The organism is Ruegeria sp. YTSC199 (assembly GCF_059609725.1).
The window spans coordinates 1-17,800 of sequence record NZ_JBXWMF010000013.1 but is presented as its reverse complement, the minus strand read 5'-3'; the positions used below and the strand labels follow the sequence as shown (position 1 = coordinate 17,800).

Here is a 17,800-nt window from a genome sequence, read left to right as displayed (position 1 = left end):
GCCCACCATCTCGCCAAATCAAGAAAATGGGCGTAGAGGGAGTCCCATGCTGAAACCCATGCCGTTGTCCGAGGCGCAAAGCCTGCCGTTCTGGCGCCGTCCCATTACGCTCTTGTTCGTGATGGCGCTGACCATGCCCATTGCCTTCAACGCGTGGAGCGCCCTGCTGAACAACTTCGTTATTGAAGTCGCTAGTTTCGACGGCGCCGATATCGGGCTGTTGCACACGGTGCGCGAGATTCCGGGCTTTCTGGCCATCGGCGTGATCGCCGTGATCATCTTCGTGCGCGAGCAGGTGCTGGCAATGATCTCGCTCATGATGCTGGGCGTGGCGACGGCGGTGACGGCGTGGTTCCCTAGCCTGGGCGGACTATTGTTCGTGACCTTGTTCAGCTCGATCGGCTTCCACTACTACGAAACGGTGAACCAGTCACTGCAGTTGCAATGGCTGCCTAAAGATCGCGCGCCACAAGTTTTGGGGTGGCTGGTGGCAATGGGCTCGGCGGCGACGGCGGTTGTTTATGGCCTGATTGTGCTGACATGGGACCGGTTCGATTTGTCCTACAACTTCGTGTTCATGGCCGCAGGTGGGGTGACGGCATTGCTGGCGCTGTTCTGTCTGGTGGCCTATCCGCAATTCAACGCGCCCACGCCACAGACCAAGAAGCTGATCCTGCGCAAACGGTACTGGCTGTACTACGCGCTGCAATTCATGGCTGGTGCGCGGCGGCAGATTTTCGTCGTTTTTGCGGGCTTCATGATGGTCGAGAAATTTGGTTTTGAAGTGCACGAGCTGACCAGTCTCTACCTTATCAACCTGGTGATCAACATGGCGGCGGCCCCAATGTTGGGCAAAGCGGTGTCGATGTTCGGTGAACGCCGCACACTGATTTTTGAATACACGGGTCTGGCAATTGTCTTCGCAGCTTATGGCGGTATCTACTGGTTCGGCTGGGGCGTTCTGCTGGCGGCAATCCTTTATGTGATCGACCATGTTCTCTTTGCTCTGGCACTGGCGTTGAAGACCTATTTCCAGAAGATCGCTGACCCGGCCGATATCGCACCGACAGCGGCGGTGGCCTTTACTATCAACCACATCGCGGCCGTCTTCCTGCCCGCACTGCTGGGCCTGCTCTGGGTGGTGTCGCCTGGTGCGGTCTTTGGGTTGGCCGCTGCGATGGCGATGGTATCGCTGGCCCTGTCATTTCTGATCCCGCGCCACCCCGAGCCCGGTAATGAGACCATTCTGTCGAAATACGCTCCGGCTCCGGCCGAATAGGCGCAAATGCTTGACCTTACCGGGCCCACGCCCTAGGCGCTGTCTCGACTGAGACAGGAGGCCCCCATGCCCACATTTACCGCGCTTACCACACTGACCGGCAAGAAAGCCGCCGAAGGTCTGGGCGAAGCGATGGAGCGTCTGGCCCCGGAACCCACCGGCGTCGGCGTGTTCGAGGTCGAGGATGGCTCGGGCCTGTGGGAAGTTGGCGGCTATTTCACCGAAACTCCGGACGAAACTGCACTGGCCGTTCTGGCGGTCGTGTTCGAGGCAAAGCCCTTTGTCGTCTCGGAACTGCCTGAAACCGACTGGGTTGCCCATGTGCGTCGCGAACTGGCTCCGGTCGAAGCTGGCCGGTTTTTTGTTTACGGCAGCCATGACGCAGACAAACTGCCCGAGGGGCGCATCCCGCTGCTGATCGAGGCCGCGATGGCCTTTGGCACTGGCCATCACGGTACCACGCTGGGTTGCCTCAAAGCGCTGGATTATCTGCTGGATGACGGGTTTGCGGCGACCAAAGTGGCCGATATCGGCTGCGGCACCGCGGTTTTAGCGATGGCGGCCGCGCGGGTCTGGAACGGCAACATCATCGCCAGCGACATCGATCAGGTTGCGGTGGATGTGGCCGAGGCGAACCTGAAGGCCAACGGCATGTCCGGGCAGGTGAATTGCGTTGAAGCCGCCGGTTTCGACCACCCTGACCTGCAGTCTCATGCCCCGTACGATCTGATTTTTGCCAATATTCTCAAAGGCCCGCTGGTGGCCTTGTCCCCCGAAATCGCAGCGAATCTGCGGGGTGAGGGATATGCGATCCTGTCGGGAATCCTCAATGAACAGGCCGATGATGTGAACTCGATTTATTCGCAAAACGGGTTCAATCTGGTCAGAAGTGACGAAATTGGTGAATGGACGACGCTAATTATGCGCAATAAGGGCCGAAATTAGGCCATTTCCGGAACTTCAATAGATTTTTGCCTCTTTTTTGTCGCAATCTGTAATTACCGTCATGACGTGGTTACGGGGGCGGTTTTTGGAGGCTGCCATGACGGGAAAACAACTAGAATTCGATCAGCGTGTTCATCGCTTGAACAAAAAACACGCCAAGCTGAGCCGAGGCTATCGCGCGACGATGCGAAAGGATGGCCTTGTGGTCATGAAACCGCAGCGGGTTAAGTCCGCGGTTCCGGTAAAGGCGCTTTTTGGGTGCCTTCTGGGCCTATTTGCGTTCAAGGTCTTTCTGCTGGCAAGCTTGGGCGCTTCGGCCTATCAGTTTCGTGTCGACAGCCTGGCGCAGGGAACATCTGTTGAACAGGCTGGTGCATGGGTGATGCAGATTGATCCGGTATCCGAGTTTCTTGCGGCCCAGATCAGCGGTTTCCTTCACTAAACCGATCAGCTTTGACGAGAAACGCCACGCATCGTGAAATGCGCGGCGTTCTTTTTTGTGCCCCAGAGGAGAATGGGGCGAGTGAGTGGTGCTCGTCTCTTAGCGACGACCTTCTGCGACGAAGTCAATATCACCGCGGCACATACCGATATCTTCCAGTTCACGATCCGTCAGACCGCTCAGCACGTTGCGTGTTACGCGGGCGTCGTTCCATTCAACAACGGCGTTCACGACCGATGCGAAAGTTACGCCGATACGGCCGACGAGGCCGAATGAGCCAGTGGTGGTGCGAGTGGTGTCGAGTGCAGCCATATCCTGTTTCCTTCTGGTTAGAGTTTAAACTTTTGATCTTCCGATCTGAGCGGCATTTAGTCTTGTCTATGTGGCCGCACAAGTGCGGAAATTGCATGTGTCCTATGCGTTTTTTGCAAGGGTGTTGAATCCTTAAAAACCGTTAATTTATAGGCCATTAGGTGTTCATAAAACGTGTCGAATTCAGACTTTCTGCGGTCGTAAACAGGCCGTTTTGTCGCCCCTGAGACAGGTGTGTCGTTTTCAGGCGCAGGGTCAATTCGCTTGGAATATGTTCACGCTTCGTGCTAATCCGAAAGAAAGATTACAAAAACCCGAGCAGGCTGAGGCGAAATATGCGAATTCTGGGCATTGATCCGGGGCTCAGGACCCTGGGATGGGGCGTCATCGAATCGCATGGCAGCCGCCTTAGCCATGTGGCCAACGGCTTGTGCAAGTCAGATGGGGACGATTTGGGTGAACGGTTGTTGTCGCTGCACAATCAGATCGTCGAGGTTATCGCCGAATATCAGCCCAATCAGGCCGCCATTGAACAAACCTTCGTCAACAAGGACGGGGCCGGAACGCTGAAACTGGGTCAGGCGCGCGGCGTGGCGCTGTTGACATTGGCACAGGCGGGTTTGCCCGTGGGGGAATATGCACCCAACCGGGTCAAGAAAACGGTCGTGGGTGTTGGTCACGCCGAGAAAGAGCAGATCCTTCACATGGTCAAACTGCAATTGCCGGGCTGTCAGCCCAAAGGGGCGGATGCGGCGGATGCTCTGGCGATTGCCATCTGTCACTCGTATTACGGCACAGCGCCCCGGGCGCGGATGAAAGAGGTGCGGGCATGATTGGAAAACTGACAGGGCGGCTGGATTATCGGGCAGCTGATCACGTGCTGATCGACGTCCGCGGGGTCGGTTACATCGTGTATTGCTCGGACCAGACCATGGCGGCGCTGCCGGGTGTGGGTGAGGCAGTCTCGATCTACACCGACATGGTTGTGCGCGAAGACTTGATGCAGCTTTATGGATTCCTGTCGCTGGTCGAGAAGGAATGGCATCGCCTGTTGTGCTCGGTTCAGGGGGTTGGTGCCAAGGTCTCACTGGCCATTCTGTCGGCGCTGGGGCCGGACGGGGTCAGCCGGGCGATTGCTTTGGGCGACTGGGGTGCGGTGAAGGCGGCCAAGGGGGTCGGTCCGAAGACGGCGCAGCGGATCGTGCTGGACCTCAAGGATAAGGCGCCGGGCGTGATGGCCATGGGCGGAACTGTGACCGAGGCGATGGACGGACCTGCCCTTGAGGTTCTGGAAGCGGCGGAACCTGCACCGGCGCCCAATCGGGCAGCGAGGCCGACTTCGGGGTCTGCGGCAGCTTCGGCAGGTGCACTGTCGGCCTTGTCCAATTTGGGGTATGGACCATCTGACGCCGCCTCTGCCGTGGCCGAAGCGGCGGCCAGTCTGCCGGATGCCGGTGAGGCAGATCTGATCCGCGCGGCGCTGAAATTGCTTGCACCGAAAGGGTGACTGAATGGTAGACGCCGATCCCACCCTGCGCCCGGACCCGCTGCCCGAGGACAATGACCGCGCCTTACGCCCGCAAGGGCTGGATGAGTTCATCGGCCAGGCCGAAGCGCGAGCGAATCTGCGCGTGTTCATCCAATCCGCCCGGCAAAGGGGTGAGGCGATGGACCATACACTGTTCCATGGTCCTCCGGGTCTGGGTAAGACGACGCTGGCGCAAATCATGGCGCGTGAGTTGGGGGTGAATTTCCGCATGACCTCGGGCCCCGTGCTGGCGAAGGCGGGTGATCTGGCGGCAATCCTGACCAACCTGGAATCGCGGGATGTTCTGTTCATCGACGAGATTCATCGCCTGAACCCTGCGGTCGAAGAGGTTCTGTATCCGGCGATGGAGGATTTCGAGCTGGATCTGGTGATCGGCGAAGGCCCTGCTGCACGCACGGTTCGGATCGAGCTGCAACCCTTCACGCTGGTCGGAGCGACCACACGGATGGGTCTGCTGACCACGCCGCTGCGCGATCGGTTTGGCATTCCGACACGGCTGCAATTTTATACAGTCGATGAGCTGCACGAGATCGTCACCCGTAACGCGCGCAAGCTGAGTGCGCCTGCGGATCATGATGGTGCACGGGAGATTGCGCGCCGCTCGCGCGGGACGCCACGGATTGCAGGGCGGCTGCTGAGGAGGGTCGTCGATTTCGCCATTGTAGAAGGCGATGGTCGGATTACCCGCGAACTGGCCGACGGGGCTTTGACGCGGTTGGGCGTGGACATTCTGGGTTTGGACGGAGCGGACCGGCGGTATTTGAAATTGATCGCCGAGAACTATGCGGGTGGACCGGTGGGGATTGAGACCTTGTCGGCTGCGCTGTCGGAAAGCCGGGATTCGCTGGAAGAGGTGATTGAGCCCTATCTGTTGCAGCAGGGGCTGATCCAACGCACGCCGCGTGGCCGGATGCTGGCGCAAAAGGCTTGGACGCATCTGGGGATGGCCGCGCCACGGGGGCAAAGCGATCTGTTTGGTTGAAGACCGACGTCAGAGATTTTATGCCTTCGGCGAGAATATTTTCGAAAAGATGAAGGATTGGGCGTGACCCCTGAAGACATCCAGGCTTTGTTCACCCGCGAAAGTGGTGAGTTTCTTTTCGCGCGTTGGGGGCGGCCTATCGTGCCCATCGTCTTTGGTGTTCAGGACGAAACTCTGTCCACCGTCAAGGGCGCCTTCGAAGCCGTTGTGGCGTTGGCCGGGCACAAGATGGCCGAGACCGACGCGGAACTTGGCGCCAATTGCATGGTCTTTTTCTTCCGCGACTGGCAGGAGTTGCTGGAGGTTCCCGATCTTGATCGACTAATCCCAGATCTGGCGCCTCTGGTGGATCGGTTGGTCGCTGCGGATGCCAACCAGTACCGCATCTTTCGGTTTGAAGAAGACGGCGCAATCCGCGCAGCCTTCGTTTTCCTGAGAATGGACAAGGAGCTTTCAAAGGTACCGGCTGAGGCGCTGGCACTCAGTCAGGTGGTGCAGACGGTTTTGCTTTGGTCGGATACCGCGTTTCGGTCTCAATCGCCGCTGGCGGTGGCCAGTGGCGCAACCGTCCTGCGCCCCGACATCGCCGAACTGATCCGGGCGGCCTATGATCCGGTTCTGCCGGGGGCGGCACAGGACGCGTCTCATGCGTTGCGGCTGTTTGCCCGGATGAAACCGTTGCAATAGCGTCAGGCGGGCGGTTTGTTCGCCTGATGAAACGCTCCGATCAGGGCATTCCCCGTCTCGAAGAAAGCGTCCGCCCCGATCAGATCGGTGATCCTGTAGCGGTCGAGTTCCTTTCGGACATTGGGTTCGACCAGCAAAAAAACCAACCGGATGTCCCTGGATGTCAGCAGGTAGTGGATGCTGCGCAGCGTATAGCCTGCTGTAAAGTCGATATCATCCACAGCAGAGGCTTCGATGCAGAACCAGCGCAACGGCGGGTCGCTTTGATCCACGATTGCCGCGACCTCGTCCGAAAGGCGCTGGGTGTTGGCGTAGTACAGGCTGTGGGAAAAGCGATAGATCACAAGACCCGGTTCAAATTGGTTAGGTGTGGTGATGGGTTTCGACCGCCAGCCGCCTTCGTCGCTTTTGACGATCACAGCATTCTTGGGGCGGTAGCCGCGGCGCGTGTGGTCGATCAGCGACAGGACCATCGCAAAGATGATCCCTTGCTCAACGCCAACCAGAACCACCACGGCGGCGGTGGCAATTGCGATCCAGAACTCGGACCGGGCCTGTTGGTATATGGCGGCAAGGCCTTTGATGTCGATCAGTTTGAGGCCAATCAGGAACACCACAGCCGACAGTGCCGCGTTCGGCAGGAACGCAAGCGGGCCGGTCAGAAACAGGATCACCACCAGCACAATCGCAACCGTCGTCAGTTGCGCGATCTGGCTGCGGCCTCCGGCGCTCGCCACCATCTCGGTTTTGGTGGGGCTGCCATTTACCACGAAGGTCCCGGTGAAGGCTGCGCCCAGATTGGCCAGCCCCAGCCCGACAAGATCGGTGTTCTCGCTGAACTTGTCTTCGTATCGTGCAGCATAGGCACGCGAGGTCGCCGCACTTTGCGCCAGTATCACCACAAAAATCGACAGCGCGGTGGGCGTCAGTTGCTTGAACAGGGCCCAACTCCAATCCACATCCGGGATCGACAAGGCGGGGAGGCCGCCGGGCACCGTGCCCAGTACGCCAATGCCGGATGCGTTGAATTGAAAGGTCCAACTGCACAGAATGACGCCCAATATGGCGAACAATGGCCCCGGAACTTTGGACGATAGCCGTCTGCATCCAAGGACAACCGCCAGCACGGCCACGGATACGGCAACCGTTGGCCAATGCGTCCGGCCGTAGTGTTGCGCGACGTCCCTGAGCTTGGCAATCGTACCGTGGCCGGTACCTTCGATCCCCAGCATTCCGGGAATTTCGCCGGTGGCCACCTGTATGCCCACGCCTGTCAAAAAACCGACCAGTACCGTGCGTGACAGGAAATCCGCCAGAAACCCAAGGCCGACAAGCCGCGCTGCGATCAACAGCAGCGCTGCCATCAACGCCAACAGCGAAGCCAGCGCGAGGTATTCCGACGATCCGGAGACCGCCATGCCCGCCAGCGCCGACGCTGTGATCGCCGCGGTGGCTGAATCCGCCCCTACCACAAGATGGCGAGACGACCCGAACAGTGCGAACAGAGCCATCGGGATCAGGATCGTATACAACCCCGTTACCACAGGGGTTCCCGCGATCTTGGTGTAGCCCATGACCTCGGGGATCGCGAGGCAGGCGAAGGTCAGTCCGGCCAGAACTTCGGTCGGCAAGGCAGAGTGGTTGAGCGGCAGGATGCCCTGCAGGATGGGAAGCGGAAATCTGCCCTCTTTTTCGTGGGGTTCTGCCATTCAATCACCTGTTACATTCACATCCCAATTTTGGCAGGTTAGTCGGCATGGGGCGGGATTTCGATACCGAGGACCGTGTAAGCTGAAATTTGTAGTCTCGCGGGGATTGCACGGCCGCTGATGCACGTGCATCTGTTGAAGGTGCGGCTCGCCCCGAGCCGGACGATTAAAGCTGATAAATTGACCGGATGTGTGACCATGGCCGAAGGCACCGAAGCGCAAGACACGCATATCTACCAAGTCCGAGTTTACTATGAAGACACCGACATGGGCGGAGTGGTCTATCACGCAAACTATCTGAAATACATCGAACGTGCCCGGTCAGACTATGTGCGTCGATTAGGCAACGACCAGAATGCCATGCGCGACGGCGGCGTTGTCTGGGTCATTCGGCGGATCGAGGCGGACTATCTGGCAACGGCTAAGTTCGAGGATGAACTGACCATCGAAACCCGCTTCCTCTCCCGCTCAGGTGTGCGACTGACTATGGGGCAGCTGATAAAGCGGGGCGATACCGAGATTTTTCGCGCCACGGTCACCGCAGTTTGCATGAATGCGCAGGGCAAACCGGTGCGACTTCCGGCAGAGATTCGCGCATTATTGTAACAAATTGCGGCGTGGGGGTGGTTCTGTTGGCTTTTCAGGACCATCTGAGTTAGCGTTTGGCAAAACAAGGCCAAACCAACGGCCATCAGGCAAAAAAGAGCAGGTTCATGGAAGCTGAAACGCTGGCGCTGGCGCAGGAGATCGATTTCTCCATGTGGGGGCTGTATGCCCGCGCGACATTTATCGTCAAACTGGTGATGCTGATGCTGGTTGGCGCATCGATCTGGTCATGGGCGATTATAATTCAGAAACTGATCAACTACCGCGCGGCCCGTCGTGAGGCACAGGGATTTGATGAGAATTTTTGGTCCGGAAACCCTCTGGACGAGCTGTTCGAACAGATTGGTACCCAGCCCGATGGCAGTTCTGAAAAAATCTTTGCCGCCGGCATGATCGAATGGCGGCGGTCTCATCGCACCGATGGCGGGCTAATTGCAGGGGCCACGGCGCGGATCGACCGTTCGATGGACGTGGCAATCGCGAAAGAGGCCGAGACGCTGCAAAAAGGCTTGCCCATCTTGGCCACGGTCGGTTCCACCGCGCCTTTTATCGGCCTGTTCGGCACCGTCTGGGGCATCATGAACGCCTTTATCGAGATTGCCGAACAACAAAATACGAACCTTGCCGTTGTGGCCCCCGGTATTGCCGAGGCCCTGCTGGCTACCGGTCTGGGCCTGCTGGCCGCGATCCCGGCGGTGATTTTCTACAATAAGCTCAGCGCGGATAGCGACCGGATCGTGAACGGCTACGAAGCCTTTGCCGACGAGTTCGCCACCATCCTGTCGCGACAGCTGGACAGCTGACATGGGTGCGGCGGTTCAGCAAAACGGCGGCGGGAATGGGCGCAGACGCGGGCGGCGTCGCGGGCGCGCTCAACCCATGGCCGAGATCAACGTAACGCCATTTGTGGACGTCATGCTGGTGTTGTTGATCATCTTCATGGTGGCGGCCCCGCTGTTGACCGTCGGGGTGCCGGTCGATTTGCCGAAAACGGCGGCCAGCGCCTTGCCCGGTGACAACGAAGAACCCCTGACCGTAACGCTGACTGCGGATGGCCGGGTGCAGATTCAGACCACGGATGTTGTGCGTGGGGAACTGATTGGCAAGCTGAGCGCCATCGCGTCCGAGCGCAGCAGTGACCGCGTGTTCCTGCGGGCCGACGGAGCGATCCCTTATGCCCAAGTGATGCAGGTCATGGGCGCGCTGAACGCAGGTGGGTTTTCCAATGTGGGCCTGGTGACAGACACCGGCGGGCCGACACTGGAAGAAGGTGGAGAGTGAGGCCGCGCGGTGGATACCGGCACCAAGATCTCGGCAATCGCCCACGTCGTTTTGATTGGATGGGCCTTTTTCGGCGGTACGTTCCGGTCCGAACCCCTGCCTATGGCGGTGCAGGAGGTGTCGGTGGTCACGGGTGAGCAATTCGCAGCGATGACCGCGCAGCGTGACGTTCCCGAGGTGCCGACCCCGACCGCCTTGCAACAGCCCGAAACCCCCGAGGAAGAACTGACCCCGCCGACCCCGGTGGAAGAGGAACTGACCCCTCCCGAGGTTGTGACACCCCCGGAACCAGAGCCCGAACTGGTGCCCGATCCGGTAGAAACCCCGCCCGAACCCGAAGTGGTCGAGGAACCCCCGACACTGGAACAGCCCGAACCTGTAACTGAAGTGTTGCCGGTGCCTCCGGGCCCCGAGGCGCAGCCGAGCCCAGCCGACAAGGTGGCCCCGGAACCCATCGCGCCGCCGCCGCCCGAGGCGCAGCCGGATGAGGTGGAAACACCCGCCGTGTCGCTGGATGAAGGTGCCGAAACCCAAGAGGAACAGCAGGATCAGACCGCCCCGGAAGAGGCGACCGATGAAATCGTAACCGAGGCCGAAGAGACCAAGGACAACGCCCCGCGCACCTCTCCGCGGCCGCGGGTGCGGCCAAACCGGCCTGCACCTCCGGCCCAGCCCGAAGTTGCCGAGGAACAGGACCCGACCCCGCCCGAGCCAGCGCAGAGCGACACCGCAATTGATGATGCCCTGGCCGAGGCGTTGGGGCAGGGCAGCGAACCCTCTGGCCCGCCGTTGACCAGCGGTGAAAAAGACGCCATGCGTCTGGCCGTGTCGCAGTGTTGGAACGTGGGGTCTTTGTCCACAGATGCACTGCAAACAGTTGTGGTTGTAGGCTTTTCACTCACACCTGACGGCAAGGTCATGGGGAACAGCCTGCGTATGATCGACAGCTCTGGGGGCACTGCAACGTCTGCAAAACAGGCCTATGAGGCTGCCCGGCGGGCAATATTGCGCTGTGGGGCCAGAGGGTATGACTTACCTGCTGACAAATATGCTCAGTGGAAGGATATTGAGATTACATTCAATCCCGAGAGGATGCGGATCAAATGATGAGACTTCTGACCAGCCTGTTGCTGGGCCTGATGATTATGGCAGCACCGGTACACGCCCAGGACGGACCACTGCGTTTGGAACTGGATCAGGGGATCATTGAACCGTTACCCTTCGCCGTGCCGAACTTTGTGCCCGACGGGCCAGCGGCGACGCAATATGCCAACGATATCTCTCGGGTCGTTGCTGCTGATCTGACCGGCACCGGCTTGTTCCGCGAAATCTCGCCCGAAGCCTTCATCAGTCGGGTCAGCAGTTTCGAGGCCCCGGTCCAGTTCGCCGACTGGAAAGCCATCAATGCCGAGGCGCTGGTGACGGGTGCTGTGAACGTCTCGGGCAACCGCCTGACGGTGCGCTTCCGGGTGTGGGACGTGTTCTCGGGGCAGGAGTTGGGCAATGGTCTGCAATTTGCGGGCACCACCGATGGCTGGCGACGCATGGCGCATAAGGTGGCTGATCAGGTCTATAACCGGATCACCGGCGAGGGCGGTTATTTCGACAGCCGTGTGGCGTTTGTATCAGAGAGCGGCCCCAAGAATCAGCGCCTGAAACGGTTGGCGATCATGGATTACGACGGTGCGAATGTGCAGTACCTGACCGACAGCGCGGCAATCGTTCTGGCCCCGCGCTTTTCTCCCACGGGCGATCGGTTGCTTTATACCAGCTATGAAAGCGGCCAGCCGCGTATCTACGTGCTGGATGTGGACCGCGTTCGCCGGACCGAGTTGAAAACACAGGACGGCACGATGAGCTTTTCACCCCGGTTCTCTCCGGATGGTCGCTCAATCGTGTATTCGCTGATCCAGGGGGGCAACACCGATCTGTGGAAGATGGACATAGCCTCGGGCCAGAGCGTGCGCCTGACCAACACGCCAGCGATTGAAACCGCTCCCAGCTATTCACCGGATGGCTCTCAGATCGTGTTCGAAAGCGACCGGTCCGGGACGCCGCAGCTGTATATCATGCCTGCAAATGGCGGCGAGGCGACCCGTATCAGTTTCGGGCAGGGCCGCTATGGCACGCCGGTCTGGTCGCCGCGGGGTGATCTGATCGCCTTTACCAAGCAGAACAAGGGCCGGTTCCATATCGGCGTCATGCGCACCGATGGCAGTGAAGAGCGTCTGTTGACATCCTCTTTCCTTGACGAAGGTCCGACTTGGTCACCCAACGGTCGTGTCATCATGTTCACCCGCGAAACGCAGGGGGCCAGCGGCCGGGCGTCGCTGTATTCGGTGGATATCTCGGGCCGTAACCTGCGCCCGGTGCGCACCCCGGATGGCGGCAGCGATCCTTCCTGGGGACCATTGCAGAATTGATCGGGGCAGGGGCTTGGAAAAGTTCACAAAAAACCTGCACTGTGCTACAGAGACGGCAATAAACCGATAAAACAACGAGGCACTTGAAATGAACGTATTGGGCAAAATCCTGGCCTTGGGCACGCTAAGCGTGGTGGCCGCTTGTACTAACAATGACCCGTCGGCATTGGGCGGTGGTATTGGCAATGGCGCAAATGGCGCAATCGCGCCGGGTTCGCCCAGCGATCCGCGTTCGCCGGCCTATTTCCAGCAAACCATCGGTGACCGGGTGTTGTTCGCGGTGGATCAGTCGACTTTGACGCCGCAGGCACAACAAACCCTGCAAGGACAGGCCGATTGGCTGATGGCGAACCCGGATTATATGGCCAAAATCGAAGGCCATGCGGATGAGCAAGGCACACGCGAATACAACCTCGCCTTGGGCGCACGCCGGGCCAACGCTGCCCGTGAATACCTGATCTCGCGCGGAGTGGCGGGCAACCGTCTGACCACCGTCAGCTATGGCAAGGAACGCCCGATCGAGATTTGCAGCACCGAGGATTGTTATTCCAAGAACCGCCGCGCGGTGACAGTGCTGACCGGTTCAACCTTGGGGTAAGACGATGAGAGTTGCAGGATGGGTTCTGGCTGCGGTTGTTGCAACCGCCGGAATGGCACAGGCACAGGATCAGCAGACCCTGGCGGATATCCGTCAGGAATTGACGGTTCTACATGTGGAAATTCAGCGCCTGAAGCGTGAGTTTTCAACGACAGGCTCTCCGGCCCCGAATCTGTCCGGCAGTTCCGTTTTGGAACGCGTGGATGCCATTGAGGCCGAGCTTCAGCGCCTGACGCGCCAGACCGAACAGCTGAACCAGCGGGTGCAGAACATCGTGACCGATGGCACCAACCGGATCGGTGACCTTGAATTCCGTCTGGTTGAACTGGAAGGTGGCGATCTGAGTACGTTGGGTGAAACCTCAACCCTTGGCGGAGATGCGCAGATCACCGCAGCGGCACCTGCTTTGCCGGTCGCCCCTGCTGTCACCGAGCAAGGAGAGCTTGCTGTTGGTGAACAGGCAGATTTCGATGCAGCTGCGCAGGCTTTGGCCGAGGGCAATTTTCAAGCCGCCGCAGATCAGTTCGCACAGTTCAACACATCTTATCCTGGTAGCCCCCTTGCGCCCGAAGCCAATCTAAAACTCGGGCAGGCATTGGAAGGTCTGGGCGACACGCGTGAGGCCGCGCGGGCGTTTCTGGCCAGCTTTACCGGTGATTCCGAGGGTGCATTCGCGCCCGAGGCCCTGTTCGAACTGGGGGCTGCACTGGGCCGTCTGGGTCAAACTGATCAGGCCTGTATCACCCTGTCCGAGGTTGGCGTTCGCTTTCCGGCCTCGACCACCGTATCCGCCGCCACGCAGGAAATGGCGTCGCTGGGCTGTTCTTGACCGATCAGGCCGATACTCTTCGATCCGAACTTCGCGCGCGGCTGCCTGACCGGTTGCCGCCGCGTTTAGGTGTCGCCGTTTCAGGCGGTGGGGATTCGATTGCTTTACTGCACCTGATGAATGAAATCGGGCAAACCGAACCAATCCGGTTGTTTGCCGCAACGGTGAATCACGGTTTGCGCCCCGAAGCCGCCGCCGAGGCCGATCAAGTTGCCAAACTGGCCGCGCGTCTGAGCATCCCTCACGAAACGCTGCTGTGGCAGAGGTGGGATGGAGCGGGAAATCTGCAGGATCAGGCGCGACAGGCGCGATACCGGTTGTTGACCGACTGGGCACGGCGCAATGACATCCCGGCAATCGCTCTGGGCCATACCGCAGATGATCAGGCCGAGACTGTGCTGATGCGGTTGGGCCGGGCGGCTGGGGTCAGCGGACTCTCAGGGATGCCGTACGCGCGGGATCACAACGGCGTCACGCTGCTGCGTCCGATGCTGGGGATCACACGCCAAAGCCTGCGGGATTACTTGTCCGCGCTTGATGAGGGTTGGATAGAAGACCCCTCGAATCACGACCAGAAATTCGACAGGATCAAAGCACGCGAGGCGCTGACGGTGCTTGGTGCACTTGGGATTTCGGCTCAATCCTTGGCCCGGGTCGCCGAAAATCTTGCACAAGCGCGTGAGGCGTTGGCGCGCTATACGCAGGAATCTGCGCGCAGAATTGCAACAGTCGATGGCGGAGATGTCTGTATCGACTGCAACGGTTTCGGACTGCTTCCAACGGAAATCCAAAGGCGGCTTGTCGTCGGCATCATCGCCTGGATTGCGGGGCAGGGATATCCGCCGCGTCAGGCAGCGGTTGATCAGGCCATCGCCGCTGTTGGTGAAGGACAAACGCTGACCCTCGCGGGATGTCTGCTGATCTCGCATCAGGATAAAGCGTGGTTTTGCAGGGAGCTAAACGCGGTGGCGACAGCAACGGCCGCACCGCAAGAGGTCTGGGATAACCGCTGGATCTTGTCCGGACCCCGAACGCCGGGCACCGAGGTCCGCGCACTGGGAGAGGTAGGTTTGCCGCAGGTGCCCGAGTGGCGCGCCTTGGGCAAACCCCGCCGGGCGCTGTTGTCCTCGCCCGCTGTCTGGAGCGGGGAAACACTGCTGGCGGCGCCTCTGGTCGATTATTCAAACGGTTGGACCGCTGAATTCGCCGTGTATAGGCCCGAGTTTTATTCTTCGCTTTTATCGCATTGAACATGCTTGAATCATCTCTATTTTATAGGACAACCCGGCAGGTCCCCATCTGCCGAAACCTTTTGGGAGATTTTCCTTGGGCAACGCTCGTAACATCGCCTTCTGGGTCGTTCTGTTTCTGCTGATCCTTGCACTGTTCAATTTCTTCAGCGGTCAGGGCGGAACGCTTCAGAGCAATGAAAAAACCTATTCCGATTTCGTCACCGCGGTTGAAGGCGGCGAAGTCAAGAATGTGACGCTGGATGGTGAGCAGATTCGCTATACCACCCAAAGCGGCGCGACCTATGTCACCATCAAGCCCGGCGATGCCGAGGTCACCCAACTGCTGATCAAGGAGAATATTCCTGTTCAGGCGGTGAAACAGCAGCAATCCGGATTTCAGTCCTTCCTGATCACATTGTTGCCCTTTCTGCTGCTGATTGGTGTCTGGATCTATTTCATGAACCGAATGCAGGGTGGCGGCAAAGGCGGCGCGATGGGCTTTGGCAAGTCCAAGGCCAAGATGCTGACCGAAAAGCATGGCCGCGTGACCTTTGACGACGTCGCAGGCATTGATGAGGCCAAGGAAGAACTGGAAGAGATCGTGGAATTCCTGCGCAATCCGCAGAAATTCTCGCGCCTCGGGGGCAAGATTCCCAAAGGAGCGCTGCTGGTTGGTCCTCCTGGTACTGGTAAGACGCTGCTGGCCCGCGCGATTGCTGGCGAAGCAGGCGTGCCGTTCTTCACCATCTCGGGTTCGGACTTTGTTGAGATGTTCGTGGGTGTCGGCGCAAGCCGTGTCCGCGACATGTTCGAGCAAGCCAAGAAAAACGCGCCCTGCATCGTGTTCATCGACGAAATCGACGCCGTGGGTCGCCATCGTGGCGCCGGTTACGGCGGCGGGAATGACGAACGCGAACAGACCCTCAACCAGTTGCTGGTCGAGATGGACGGGTTCGAGGCCAATGAAGGTGTGATCATTCTGGCGGCAACTAACCGTAAGGACGTTCTGGACCCCGCGCTGCTGCGTCCGGGCCGGTTTGACCGAAACGTGACCGTCGGCAACCCCGACATAAAAGGCCGTGAGAAGATCCTGGGCGTGCATGCCCGCAAGACCCCACTGGGCCCCGATGTCGATCTGCGCATTATCGCGCGGGGGACGCCGGGCTTCTCGGGCGCTGATCTGGCCAACCTCGTGAACGAGGCCGCTCTGATGGCCGCGCGTGTGGGTCGTCGCTTTGTCACCATGGAGGACTTTGAGAACGCCAAGGACAAGGTGATGATGGGGGCCGAGCGTCGTTCGATGGTGCTGACCCAGGATCAGAAGGAAAAGACCGCATATCACGAATCCGGCCATGCCGTCGTTGGCATGACGCTGCCGTTGTGCGATCCGGTCTATAAGGCAACGATCATTCCCCGTGGCGGCGCGCTTGGCATGGTTGTCAGCCTGCCCGAGATGGATCAGCTGAACTATCACCGCGACGAGTGCGAGCAGAAGCTTGCTATGACGATGGCGGGTAAGGCTGCTGAGGTCATCAAATACGGTGAAGATCACGTCTCGAACGGCCCTGCCGGAGACATCATGCAGGCCAGCCAATTGGCGCGCGCCATGGTGATGCGCTGGGGCATGTCCGACAAGGTTGGCAATATCGATTATGCCGAGGCGCATGAGGGATATTCGGGCAACACCGCCGGGTTCTCGGTATCGGCGCATACCAAAGAGCTGATCGAAGAAGAGGTGAAGCGCCTGATCCAGCAGGGTTACGAACGGGCCCACCAAATTCTGACCGACAAGAACGAAGAATGGGAGCGTCTGGCCCAAGGTCTGTTGGAATATGAGACCCTGACCGGGGATGAGATCAAGCGGGTCATGAACGGTGAATCTCCCGGCGAAGGCGACGACGAAGGCGACAAGCCGGATGAGGGCAGCGCGCCGAGCGTGACGGCGATCCCGAAGACCAAAGTCAAGAAGACTCCGCCAGATGGCGGGATGGAGCCGGAACCCTCGGCATAAACATACCAGACCCGGGCCTTGTCCCGGGTCTTTTTTCTTTCCAAACAGGATCGACTGCCGTCTACTGCCGGGCGAAAGAACCGTCTGGGAAAGGGGCGAAAATGCCAGTGATGCGCGAGACTGAATACAAGGGCGAGGTGATCTGGCTGGGCCATGTCCCCGCAGGCGATTCGATCCGCGCACAAGCTGTCGATGCACTGAAACTCGGTTTTGCCGGGGATCGTGGCGCACGGCATGAAGGCGAGAACCGGGCCTCATGTGTGCGGGTGAAAAACCTCTACCCGCAGGGCACGGAAATCCGCAATGTGCGGCAACTGTCGGTGCTGTCCGCGGAAGAGATCGAAGCGACCGCGCATGAGATGGCGCTGGACCAACTGGATCCGTCCTTTCTGGGTGCCAGCATCGTGTTGCGCGGTATCCCGGACTTTACCCACATTCCACCCTCTTCACGGTTGCAGGTCGCAGCAGGCGTCACCATCACCGTTGATATGGAGAACCGCCCCTGTGTCCTCCCCGGGCGTGAGATCGAGACGGATCTTCCCGGGTTTGGGGCAGCATTCAAACCGGCCGCAAAAGGGCGGCGCGGAGTTACCGCGTGGGTCGAACGGCCGGGCGAATTGAAGTTAGGTGACCAGATGACCCTGTTCGTACCGGATCAGAGGGGGTGGGCACCATAAGGGTCACTCGTTTCCGATCAGAGGCCCGCGAAATGACGCTACGCCGTTTCGCGGCACAATTATGTCGGAATCCATAGCCATCTGTTTGGTACACAACGGTATGGGTTGCGCAGCGCCGACGCATTGCGCCGGTTTTGCACGGCATTCAATCAGGGACCCTGCCCAATGAGCTACAAATCCGACATCGAAATCGCCCGCGAAGCGAACAAGAAGCCGATTCAGGAAATCGGTGCCAAGA

General features: G+C 59.4%; 19 protein-coding genes. 17 read left to right on the top strand and 2 right to left on the bottom strand.

Annotated elements, in window-relative coordinates; genetic code table 11:
* Nucleotides 1-46 precede the first annotated feature (46 nt).
* The 3 genes from AC2FEE_RS13560 to AC2FEE_RS13550 all read left to right on the top strand — a co-directional run bounded on the left by AC2FEE_RS13560 (nt 47) and on the right by AC2FEE_RS13550 (nt 2,666).
* The gene (locus tag AC2FEE_RS13560) at nt 47-1,279 is read left to right on the top strand and encodes an MFS transporter (protein ID WP_496865860.1); all 1,233 of its coding nucleotides are present in this window, start codon (nt 47-49) and stop codon (nt 1,277-1,279) included.
* Nucleotides 1,280-1,345: 66 nt separating this feature from the next.
* Nucleotides 1,346-2,224: a 50S ribosomal protein L11 methyltransferase gene (locus tag AC2FEE_RS13555; RefSeq protein WP_496865859.1), complete on the top strand. Its 879-nt coding sequence runs from the start codon at nt 1,346-1,348 to the stop codon at nt 2,222-2,224.
* A 97-nt stretch (nt 2,225-2,321) separates the two neighbouring features.
* Nucleotides 2,322-2,666 (top strand): hypothetical protein, encoded by a 345-nt coding sequence (locus tag AC2FEE_RS13550; protein WP_480593626.1) that lies wholly within the window; start codon nt 2,322-2,324, stop codon nt 2,664-2,666.
* Nucleotides 2,667-2,765: 99 nt separating this feature from the next.
* Here AC2FEE_RS13550 and AC2FEE_RS13545 read toward each other — a convergent pair whose 3' ends face one another.
* Nucleotides 2,766-2,978, bottom strand: a complete 213-nt coding sequence (locus AC2FEE_RS13545) for a DUF1127 domain-containing protein (protein WP_496865858.1) — start codon at nt 2,976-2,978, stop codon at nt 2,766-2,768.
* 335 nt (nt 2,979-3,313) lie between these two features.
* On the opposite strand from AC2FEE_RS13545, the gene ruvC reads away from it, so the two are divergent.
* From ruvC to AC2FEE_RS13525, 4 genes are all read left to right on the top strand, one after another.
* Nucleotides 3,314-3,811 (top strand): crossover junction endodeoxyribonuclease RuvC, encoded by a 498-nt coding sequence (gene ruvC / locus AC2FEE_RS13540; protein ID WP_496865857.1) that lies wholly within the window; start codon nt 3,314-3,316, stop codon nt 3,809-3,811.
* The gene (gene ruvA, locus AC2FEE_RS13535) at nt 3,808-4,485 is read left to right on the top strand and encodes a Holliday junction branch migration protein RuvA (protein WP_496865856.1); all 678 of its coding nucleotides are present in this window, start codon (nt 3,808-3,810) and stop codon (nt 4,483-4,485) included. The genes ruvC and ruvA overlap by 4 nt, the downstream gene beginning before the upstream one ends.
* A 4-nt stretch (nt 4,486-4,489) precedes the next feature.
* Nucleotides 4,490-5,509, top strand: a complete 1,020-nt coding sequence (ruvB, locus tag AC2FEE_RS13530) for a Holliday junction branch migration DNA helicase RuvB (RefSeq protein WP_496865855.1) — start codon at nt 4,490-4,492, stop codon at nt 5,507-5,509.
* A gap of 63 nt (nt 5,510-5,572) precedes the next feature.
* Nucleotides 5,573-6,196 carry a hypothetical protein gene (locus AC2FEE_RS13525; protein WP_496865854.1) on the top strand — a complete coding sequence of 208 codons (624 nt, stop codon included), beginning with the start codon at nt 5,573-5,575 and terminating at the stop codon, nt 6,194-6,196.
* Between the two features lie 2 nt (nt 6,197-6,198).
* Here AC2FEE_RS13525 and AC2FEE_RS13520 read toward each other — a convergent pair whose 3' ends face one another.
* Nucleotides 6,199-7,905: a SulP family inorganic anion transporter gene (locus AC2FEE_RS13520; RefSeq protein ID WP_496865853.1), complete on the bottom strand. Its 1,707-nt coding sequence runs from the start codon at nt 7,903-7,905 to the stop codon at nt 6,199-6,201.
* Nucleotides 7,906-8,103: 198 nt separating this feature from the next.
* Here AC2FEE_RS13520 and ybgC point away from each other — a divergent pair, with 198 nt between their 5' ends.
* From ybgC to AC2FEE_RS13470, 10 genes are all read left to right on the top strand, one after another.
* The gene (gene ybgC / locus AC2FEE_RS13515) at nt 8,104-8,511 is read left to right on the top strand and encodes a tol-pal system-associated acyl-CoA thioesterase (protein ID WP_496865852.1); all 408 of its coding nucleotides are present in this window, start codon (nt 8,104-8,106) and stop codon (nt 8,509-8,511) included.
* 107 nt (nt 8,512-8,618) lie between these two features.
* Nucleotides 8,619-9,314, top strand: a complete 696-nt coding sequence (gene tolQ, locus AC2FEE_RS13510) for a protein TolQ (RefSeq protein ID WP_496865851.1) — start codon at nt 8,619-8,621, stop codon at nt 9,312-9,314.
* A 1-nt stretch (nt 9,315) separates the two neighbouring features.
* Nucleotides 9,316-9,792, top strand: coding sequence for a protein TolR (gene tolR / locus AC2FEE_RS13505; protein WP_496865850.1), 477 nt, complete (start codon nt 9,316-9,318; stop codon nt 9,790-9,792).
* A 9-nt stretch (nt 9,793-9,801) separates the two neighbouring features.
* Nucleotides 9,802-10,899 (top strand): cell envelope integrity protein TolA, encoded by a 1,098-nt coding sequence (tolA, locus tag AC2FEE_RS13500; protein WP_496865849.1) that lies wholly within the window; start codon nt 9,802-9,804, stop codon nt 10,897-10,899.
* Nucleotides 10,896-12,215, top strand: a complete 1,320-nt coding sequence (gene tolB / locus AC2FEE_RS13495; RefSeq protein WP_496865848.1) for a Tol-Pal system beta propeller repeat protein TolB — start codon at nt 10,896-10,898, stop codon at nt 12,213-12,215. The genes tolA and tolB overlap by 4 nt, the downstream gene beginning before the upstream one ends.
* An 88-nt stretch (nt 12,216-12,303) precedes the next feature.
* Nucleotides 12,304-12,813: a peptidoglycan-associated lipoprotein Pal gene (gene pal / locus AC2FEE_RS13490; RefSeq protein ID WP_496865847.1), complete on the top strand. Its 510-nt coding sequence runs from the start codon at nt 12,304-12,306 to the stop codon at nt 12,811-12,813.
* Nucleotides 12,814-12,817: 4 nt separating this feature from the next.
* Nucleotides 12,818-13,642, top strand: coding sequence for a tol-pal system protein YbgF (ybgF, locus tag AC2FEE_RS13485; protein ID WP_496865846.1), 825 nt, complete (start codon nt 12,818-12,820; stop codon nt 13,640-13,642).
* On the top strand, nt 13,639-14,892 hold the full coding sequence (gene tilS, locus AC2FEE_RS13480; RefSeq protein WP_496865845.1) for a tRNA lysidine(34) synthetase TilS: 1,254 nt from the start codon (nt 13,639-13,641) through the stop codon (nt 14,890-14,892). Before ybgF ends, tilS begins: the two co-directional genes overlap by 4 nt.
* Nucleotides 14,893-14,968: 76 nt before the next feature.
* Nucleotides 14,969-16,885 (top strand): ATP-dependent zinc metalloprotease FtsH, encoded by a 1,917-nt coding sequence (gene ftsH / locus AC2FEE_RS13475; RefSeq protein WP_496865844.1) that lies wholly within the window; start codon nt 14,969-14,971, stop codon nt 16,883-16,885.
* Between the two features lie 101 nt (nt 16,886-16,986).
* On the top strand, nt 16,987-17,562 hold the full coding sequence (locus AC2FEE_RS13470) for an MOSC domain-containing protein (RefSeq protein WP_496865843.1): 576 nt from the start codon (nt 16,987-16,989) through the stop codon (nt 17,560-17,562).
* Nucleotides 17,563-17,800 lie beyond the last annotated feature (238 nt).

What these genes read in the sequence shown, in the direction of transcription:
- AC2FEE_RS13560 (WP_496865860.1), top strand. Translation starts at nt 47, where the DNA reads ATGCTGAAACCCATGCCGTTGTCCGAGGCGCAAAGCCTGCCGTTCTGG.
- AC2FEE_RS13555 (WP_496865859.1), top strand. Translation starts at nt 1,346, where the DNA reads ATGCCCACATTTACCGCGCTTACCACACTGACCGGCAAGAAAGCCGCC.
- AC2FEE_RS13550 (WP_480593626.1), top strand. Translation starts at nt 2,322, where the DNA reads ATGACGGGAAAACAACTAGAATTCGATCAGCGTGTTCATCGCTTGAAC.
- AC2FEE_RS13545 (WP_496865858.1), bottom strand. Translation starts at nt 2,978, where the DNA reads ATGGCTGCACTCGACACCACTCGCACCACCACTGGCTCATTCGGCCTC.
- ruvC (WP_496865857.1), top strand. Translation starts at nt 3,314, where the DNA reads ATGCGAATTCTGGGCATTGATCCGGGGCTCAGGACCCTGGGATGGGGC.
- ruvA (WP_496865856.1), top strand. Translation starts at nt 3,808, where the DNA reads ATGATTGGAAAACTGACAGGGCGGCTGGATTATCGGGCAGCTGATCAC.
- ruvB (WP_496865855.1), top strand. Translation starts at nt 4,490, where the DNA reads ATGGTAGACGCCGATCCCACCCTGCGCCCGGACCCGCTGCCCGAGGAC.
- AC2FEE_RS13520 (WP_496865853.1), bottom strand. Translation starts at nt 7,905, where the DNA reads ATGGCAGAACCCCACGAAAAAGAGGGCAGATTTCCGCTTCCCATCCTG.
- ybgC (WP_496865852.1), top strand. Translation starts at nt 8,104, where the DNA reads ATGGCCGAAGGCACCGAAGCGCAAGACACGCATATCTACCAAGTCCGA.
- tolQ (WP_496865851.1), top strand. Translation starts at nt 8,619, where the DNA reads ATGGAAGCTGAAACGCTGGCGCTGGCGCAGGAGATCGATTTCTCCATG.
- tolR (WP_496865850.1), top strand. Translation starts at nt 9,316, where the DNA reads ATGGGTGCGGCGGTTCAGCAAAACGGCGGCGGGAATGGGCGCAGACGC.
- tolB (WP_496865848.1), top strand. Translation starts at nt 10,896, where the DNA reads ATGATGAGACTTCTGACCAGCCTGTTGCTGGGCCTGATGATTATGGCA.
- pal (WP_496865847.1), top strand. Translation starts at nt 12,304, where the DNA reads ATGAACGTATTGGGCAAAATCCTGGCCTTGGGCACGCTAAGCGTGGTG.
- ybgF (WP_496865846.1), top strand. Translation starts at nt 12,818, where the DNA reads ATGAGAGTTGCAGGATGGGTTCTGGCTGCGGTTGTTGCAACCGCCGGA.
- AC2FEE_RS13470 (WP_496865843.1), top strand. Translation starts at nt 16,987, where the DNA reads ATGCCAGTGATGCGCGAGACTGAATACAAGGGCGAGGTGATCTGGCTG.